Source organism: Pseudoxanthomonas daejeonensis, from assembly GCF_010093205.1.
GTDB classification, from domain to species: Bacteria; Pseudomonadota; Gammaproteobacteria; order Xanthomonadales; family Xanthomonadaceae; genus Pseudoxanthomonas; species Pseudoxanthomonas daejeonensis.
This window is the reverse complement of sequence record NZ_PDWN01000016.1, coordinates 81,218-87,567: the sequence shown is the minus strand read 5'-3', so window position 1 is coordinate 87,567 and position 6,350 is coordinate 81,218. Positions and strand designations below refer to the sequence as shown.

General features: G+C 69.5%; 6 protein-coding genes. All 6 read left to right on the top strand.

Translation table 11 applies throughout. From position 1 onward, the window contains the following. Positions 1–192: 192 nt before the first annotated feature. The 6 genes from CSC65_RS14705 to CSC65_RS14680 all read left to right on the top strand — a co-directional run bounded on the left by CSC65_RS14705 (position 193) and on the right by CSC65_RS14680 (position 6,328). Positions 193–1,515, top strand: coding sequence for a D-amino acid dehydrogenase (locus tag CSC65_RS14705; protein WP_162411326.1), 1,323 nt, complete (start codon positions 193–195; stop codon positions 1,513–1,515). 46 nt (positions 1,516–1,561) lie between these two features. After that, positions 1,562–2,632 carry an alanine racemase gene (alr, locus tag CSC65_RS14700; protein WP_162411325.1) on the top strand — a complete coding sequence of 357 codons (1,071 nt, stop codon included), beginning with the start codon at positions 1,562–1,564 and terminating at the stop codon, positions 2,630–2,632. Positions 2,633–2,728: 96 nt separating this feature from the next. Further along, positions 2,729–3,094: a cupin domain-containing protein gene (locus CSC65_RS14695; protein ID WP_162411324.1), complete on the top strand. Its 366-nt coding sequence runs from the start codon at positions 2,729–2,731 to the stop codon at positions 3,092–3,094. Between the two features lie 88 nt (positions 3,095–3,182). Further along, the gene (locus tag CSC65_RS14690) at positions 3,183–4,394 is read left to right on the top strand and encodes a S8 family peptidase (protein WP_162411323.1); all 1,212 of its coding nucleotides are present in this window, start codon (positions 3,183–3,185) and stop codon (positions 4,392–4,394) included. A gap of 370 nt (positions 4,395–4,764) precedes the next feature. Beyond that, entirely contained in the window at positions 4,765–5,853 is a 1,089-nt protein-coding gene (locus CSC65_RS14685) for a c-type cytochrome (RefSeq protein WP_162411322.1), read from the top strand. A 91-nt stretch (positions 5,854–5,944) separates the two neighbouring features. Further along, positions 5,945–6,328, top strand: a complete 384-nt coding sequence (locus CSC65_RS14680; protein WP_162411321.1) for a YbjQ family protein — start codon at positions 5,945–5,947, stop codon at positions 6,326–6,328. Positions 6,329–6,350: the final 22 nt, after the last annotated feature.

Below are 6,350 nucleotides of genomic sequence, written 5' to 3'. Positions count from 1 at the left end.
GGCTGGGGGCGCGGACGGGCGGGACGGTCAGCGGCCAAGGAAACCTCCACGGAGTGCCAGGTTGTTAAGGCGAATCCACCTTAACACGCCAGAAAAACGGAAAAAACAACCGGATATTCGTCCATATACTGCGCGCCTTGCCGGCAGCTTACCCATTCATCCAGTGGAAGCGCCTAAATCGAGGGCGGTGCGATGCAGCGGGTTCTGGTACTGGGCAGTGGCGTGATCGGCGTGACCAGCGCGTGGTACCTGGCGCAGGCAGGCTTCGAGGTGACCGTGGTGGACCGCGAGCCAGGGCCGGCGCGTTCGACCAGCTATGCCAACGCCGGGCAGATCTCGCCGGGCTATGCCTCGCCGTGGGCCGCCCCGGGCGTGCCGTTGAAGGCGGTGAAGTGGCTGTTCCAGAAGCACGCGCCGCTGGCGATCAGGCCCACGCTCGATCCGGACCAGTACCTGTGGCTGGCGCAGATGCTGCGCAACTGCACCGCCGACCGATACGCGGTGAACAAGGAGCGCATGGTCCGCCTGGCCGAGTACAGCCGCGACTGCCTGGACGAACTGCGCGCCGATACCGGCCTGACCTACGAAGGCCGTCGCCTGGGCACCACCCAGCTGTTCCGCACCCAGGCCCAGCTCGACGCGGCCGCGCGCGACATCGCCGTGCTGGACGAGGCCGGCGTGCCGTATGAAGTGCTCGACCGCGCCGGCGTCGCCCGGGTCGAACCGGCGCTGGCCGCGACCGCCGACATGCTGGTCGGTGGCCTGCGCCTGCCGGGCGACCAGACCGGCGACTGCCAGCTGTTCTGCGAGCGCCTGGCAGCGCTGGCGCGCCTGAAAGGCGTCGAGTTCCGTTACGGCGCCAATATCGAAGGGATCGAGTCCGACGGCGATCGCGTCACCGGCGTGCGCATCGACGGCAAGCTCGAGACCGCCGACCGCTACGTGCTGGCCCTGGGCAGCTGGTCGCCGAAGCTGCTCAAGCCGCTGGGCATGCGCCTGCCGGTGTATCCGCTCAAGGGTTATTCACTGACGATCCCGATCACCGACGCGGCGATGGCGCCGGCGTCGACCGTGCTCGACGAGACCTACAAGATCGCCATCACCCGTTTCGACCGCCGCATCCGCGTCGGTGGCATGGCCGAGGTATCCGGTTTCGACCTGGACCTGGATCCGCGTCGCCGCGCGACCCTGGAGAAGGTGGTCAACGACCTGTATCCGCAGGGTGGCGACCTGGCCCGCGCCGAGTTCTGGACCGGCCTGCGCCCGGCCACGCCGGACGGCACGCCGGTGGTGGGCGCAACCGTGCTGCGCAACCTGTTCCTCAACACCGGCCACGGCACCCTGGGTTGGACCATGGCCTGCGGCTCGGGTCGCTTCCTGGCCGATGTCATCGCCCACCGCCCGACCGGGATCCGCAGCGAAGGCCTGGATATCTCCCGTTACACGGGCGGTGCCCGCGAGAGCGACGTGGGCGGCGAGGCGATTCCGGCGACAATGGGCGCACACCGCGCCTGATCGCGCGCGTGCTCCTTCCGCCCGCACACGCCTGCCGCAACCCACGATGCGTCCCGCCCGCGCCCTGATCGACCTGGAAGCCTTGCGCCACAACTACCGGCTGGCACGCCAGCTCGGTGGCGGTCGCGCGCTGGCGGTGGTCAAGGCCGACGCCTACGGCCACGGCGCCGTGCGTTGCGCGCTGGCGCTGCAGGATGAGGCCGACGGCTTCGCGGTGGCATGCATCGAAGAGGCGCTGGCGTTGCGCGATGCCGGCATCCGCGCGCCGATCCTGCTGCTGGAAGGCTTCTTCGACGCCGACGAACTGGCGCTGGTCGTCCAGCACGACCTGTGGACCGTGGTCCACGCGCGCTGGCAGGTCGAAGCACTGGAACGCACGCCGCTGCCCAGGCCACTGCAGGTCTGGTTGAAGCTGGATTCGGGCATGCACCGCGTCGGCCTGGACGCCGCGGACTATCGCGATGCCTGGCAAAGGCTGCGCGCATTGCCGCACGTCGGCGACATCGTGAAGATGAGCCACTTCGCGCGCGCCGACGAACCCGACTGCGTGCGCACCGCCGAGCAGCTGGCGAACTTCGCCTCTGTCACCGTGGGTCTTGCCGGTGAAACCAGCCTGTGCAACTCGCCGGCGCTGCTCGGCTGGCCGCAGGCCCGTGCCGACTGGGCACGCCCGGGCTTGATGCTGTACGGCGTTTCGCCCTTCGCGCAGGCGAACGACATCGCCGCGCAACTACGCCCGGTGATGACCCTGGAATCGAAGGTGATCGCCGTGCGCGAACTGCCTGCCGGCGAGCCGGTCGGTTATGGCGCGCGCTTCGTCACCGAGCGGCCCACGCGCATCGGCGTGGTCGCGATGGGCTATGCCGACGGCTATCCGCAGTTCGCGGTCAACGGCACGCCGGTGGCCATCGACGAGCGGCCAGGCCGCCTGGTCGGTCGCGTCTCCATGGACATGCTCACCGTGGACCTCACCGACCATCCGCAGGCCGGTGTCGGCAGCCGGGTGGAGCTGTGGGGCAACCAGGTGCCGGCCGCGCAGGTGGTGGCGCACAGCCAGACCAGCGCGTACCGCCTGCTGTGCGCGGTGAAACGGGCGCCGCTCCAGTACGTGGGCTGACCGCCCGGCGCCGGCTGCGGTTGACACCCTTCGCGCATCGGCCGGAACATCGATCGCAATGTCCCTCTACCGGGACGGCCTGCCACCAGGTACGCGATGCCGGACGCTGCCATCAACCTGCGCGACAAGCTCGCCCGTTTCTCGGAGCACTGGTCGCCCCGGGTGGTCGCCGAGATGAACGACTACCAGTTCAAGCTGGTCAGGATCCAGGGCGAGTTCGTCTGGCATTCGCACGCGGACACCGATGAAGTGTTCATCGTGCTGGACGGCGAGATGACCCTGCAGTTCCGCGACCGGGAGGTCCGGCTTTCGGCCGGCGAAATGTACGTGGTGCCGCTGGGCGTGGAGCACCGGCCGGTCGCGGCCCGCGAGTGCTGCGTCATGCTCGTGGAGCCGAAGGGCGTGGTGAACACCGGCGAGGCCGGCGGCGCGTACACCGCGCCGAACGACGTGTGGGTGTAGCCGGGCACGGCAGCGTGCAGGCAATGAAACACGCGGCGCGCATGGCGCACGTGTGGCCGCGATTCGGGGAATCAGGACGGGGACGGGCATGGACACGATGAAACGCGCTGGCGTGCGACTGTCGGTCGTGTGGCTGATATGGGGACTGGCCACCTCTGCGGTGGCCGCGGACGAAACGGCGGCTCCGTTCTGGGAGGCACGGAAGGTGGCGATCGCCGCCACGCCCGGTGTACCGCCGGTGCGCATCGGCATCTGGGACAGCGGGGTGGACCTGGCGCTGTTTCCAGGGCAGGTCGCGCACGATGCCGCGGGCCGGCCACTGGTGCGGGGCTACGACGCGTTCAAGCAGCGCCAGGACACGCCGATGGCGGTGCTTCCCGAAGCCGTGCTGGCACGGCAGGACGAGTTGAACGCGATCCTGCGGGCGCTGGACGATCGCGACGGTGGCGTCGACAGCGCCGAGGCGCGCGAGATCGTTGCGCGCATGAAGGCGCAGACACCCGAGGAGGCCGACGCGTTCGACGACGTCACCGGCCGCTGGAGCGGCTACGTGCATGGCACAGCGATCGCCGACATCGCGCTGCGCGGCCTGCCCGCGGCCGAGCTGGTGGTCGCGCGCCAGCAGTGGTGGCATGGACGGCCGCCGGTCCCGTGCTGGACGCGCGAGCTGGCCGACCGCGAGGCCGAATCGATCGGCGACCTGCTGGCGTTCCTGGTCGACAATGGCGCGCGCGTGGTCAACATGTCCTGGGGCCGATCCGAGCGCGCCTACCTGGGCAACCTGAAAGCCTGTGCGCCGCAAATGCCGGAAGGCGAGCGCAAGGAGCTGGCACGCTACACGGTCGAGCGCATCCGCGGGGTCCTGCAGCAGGGCATGCGCGCGGCACCGCAGGCGCTCTTCGTCGGCGCCGCCGGCAATGCCGGGGCCAGCCTGCAGGACGAGAACCCGGCCACCCGCTTCAGCCTGCCCAACTTCATCCTGGTCGGCGCGGTGGACCGCAACGGCGCGGCGACCGACTGGACCAACACCGGCGCGGAGATCACCCTGTTCGCCAACGGCGAGCGGGTGCCGGCGCGCCTGCCAGGGGGCGGCGCCTCGTTTCCATCCGGTACCTCGATGGCGGTGCCGCTGGTCGTCAACGCCGCCGCAGCGATGCTCACCGTGGCGCCGCAGCTCAGCGGCGCCCAGCTGCGCGGACTGCTCGAAAGTACCGCCACCCCCAACGCGGGCGGGCAGCCCCTGCTGCATTCGCGTGCGGCGGTGGAGGCGGCACGGGCCCAGGCGCAGGCGGCGCGCTGAGGCCTGGACGCCGCGACCGTCGCGATCCTCGGCAGCCGGGTGGAACTGTGGGGCCGGCAGGTTCCGGCCGTACAGGTCGTGGCGTGCAGCCAGCGCATCAGCTACCGCCTGCTGTGCGGGACCAGGCGGGTGTCTTTGCAGTACACGGGGTGACGCGCAGGCGTCCAGGCCGCCGCCGCGATCGACGCGCCCGCGGTCCTGCGGTAGCGCGGCAGCGGCCGATCGAAGCCTGGCCGAGCCCTGTATAACGTCAGCATGCAGCGGCGGGACATGAGCCGGTGCCCTGGTAAGGGCGGAGGCGTGCTGCGTGCGCCTACGTGCGCACACCGCAACCTCCGCACCGCCTCAGCCATTGCCATGGGGAAACCAGATGACGCATCGCCGCCTGCGCACAGCCGTATTCCTGCTCGCCAGCCTTTCCGCCGGCGCGGCCTCTGCCCAGCAGGGACCGGCGCTGACCCCGGAGGGCGCGGTCAAGGCCGAGCACAATTACCAGCAGTACTGCGCCCTGTGCCACGGCAAGGAACGCGAGGGACATGCCAACGACCATGCACCATCGCTGCGCTCCAAGTCGCTGCTGGAATCCGGATTCCCGATGACCATCCGCGAGGCCATCGCCTACGGGCGGCAGGGCACGCCGATGGGGGGTTACATCGATGAGGTGGGTGGCCCGCTGACCCGGCGCGACATCGTCGACCTGACCTTGTGGCTGCGCGAGACGGCCAAGGTCGAGCCGCTGGAGATGGACTACAGGAAGGGGCACGACCGGATCGCCGGCGACGTCGCCCGCGGGGCGCAGGTCTACCGCCAGAACTGCGTGACCTGCCATGGCCCAGAGGGTGAAGGCGTCACCGGCACGGCACTGGGCAACGCGGCGATGCTGGCCCTGACCCCGGACCATTTCCTGCGCCATGCGATCGTCGAGGGGCGCCAGGAAACGCCGATGCCGGCCTTCGGCAAGGTGCTGTCCGCGAGCGACATCGACAATGTCACCGCCTTCCTGCGCAGTCGCAGCACGGGCTGGAGCACGGCCACGCGCGCGTTGCGCACGCCGCCGCCATTGGGCCAGTACGTGATCAACCCGCAAGGGGCGGCCCCGGACTTCGGCGAACTCAAGGACGGGCGCTATGTCAGCGCCTCGGTGCTGGATCGCGAACTGCGTGCGCAACGCCGCATGGTCCTGCTCGATACGCGGGTGGCCTCGATGTGGCAGATGGCGCACATCGAGGGTGCCGTGCCGGTGCCGTATTACGCCAATCGCGAGGAAGCCATCGCCAGCCTGCCGCGCGACGGCACGTGGATCGTCGCCTACTGCGAGTGCCCGCGCGCGGCCGCCGATTCGGTGGTCAAGTGGCTGCGCGAGGAGGGGGGGTTCGAGAACACAGCGGTCCTCCATGAAGGCATCCAGGGCTGGGTGAGCCTGGGCTATCCGGTGGTGGCGGGCGACGCTTCGAAGTGAGCGTGTCGAGCGTGCCCCGGCACGCGCCATCGCGGACCCTCCATGCCGGATTGCCAAACCGGATCGAATCCATTTCCCAGCTGGAAGAACAATGACGGATCCATACAACTCCTCGGGAAGCCGACGGGTGATCGCTTCGCTCGACGACTCGATGGTCACTACGGCGCTGGAGCTTCCCGGTTACCGGATCACCCGCAACGTCGGGCTGGTGCGCGGCATCACCGTCAGGTCCCGCTCGATCGTCGGCAACCTCCTTGGAGGGCTGCAAACCCTGTTCGGCGGCAACATAACCATCTACACCGAGCTGTGCGAACAGGCCCGCCACGAAACCTATCGCGACATGCTGAAGCACGCCCGACAGCTGGGCGCAAACGCCATCGTCGCGGTCCGGTACGACGCCACCGATCTCATGGCGGGGCTCACCGAGGTGTTGTGCTATGGCACGGCGGTAGTGGTGGAGCCGCACGACGCCTGAGGTCCGGATATCCACCGTGGCG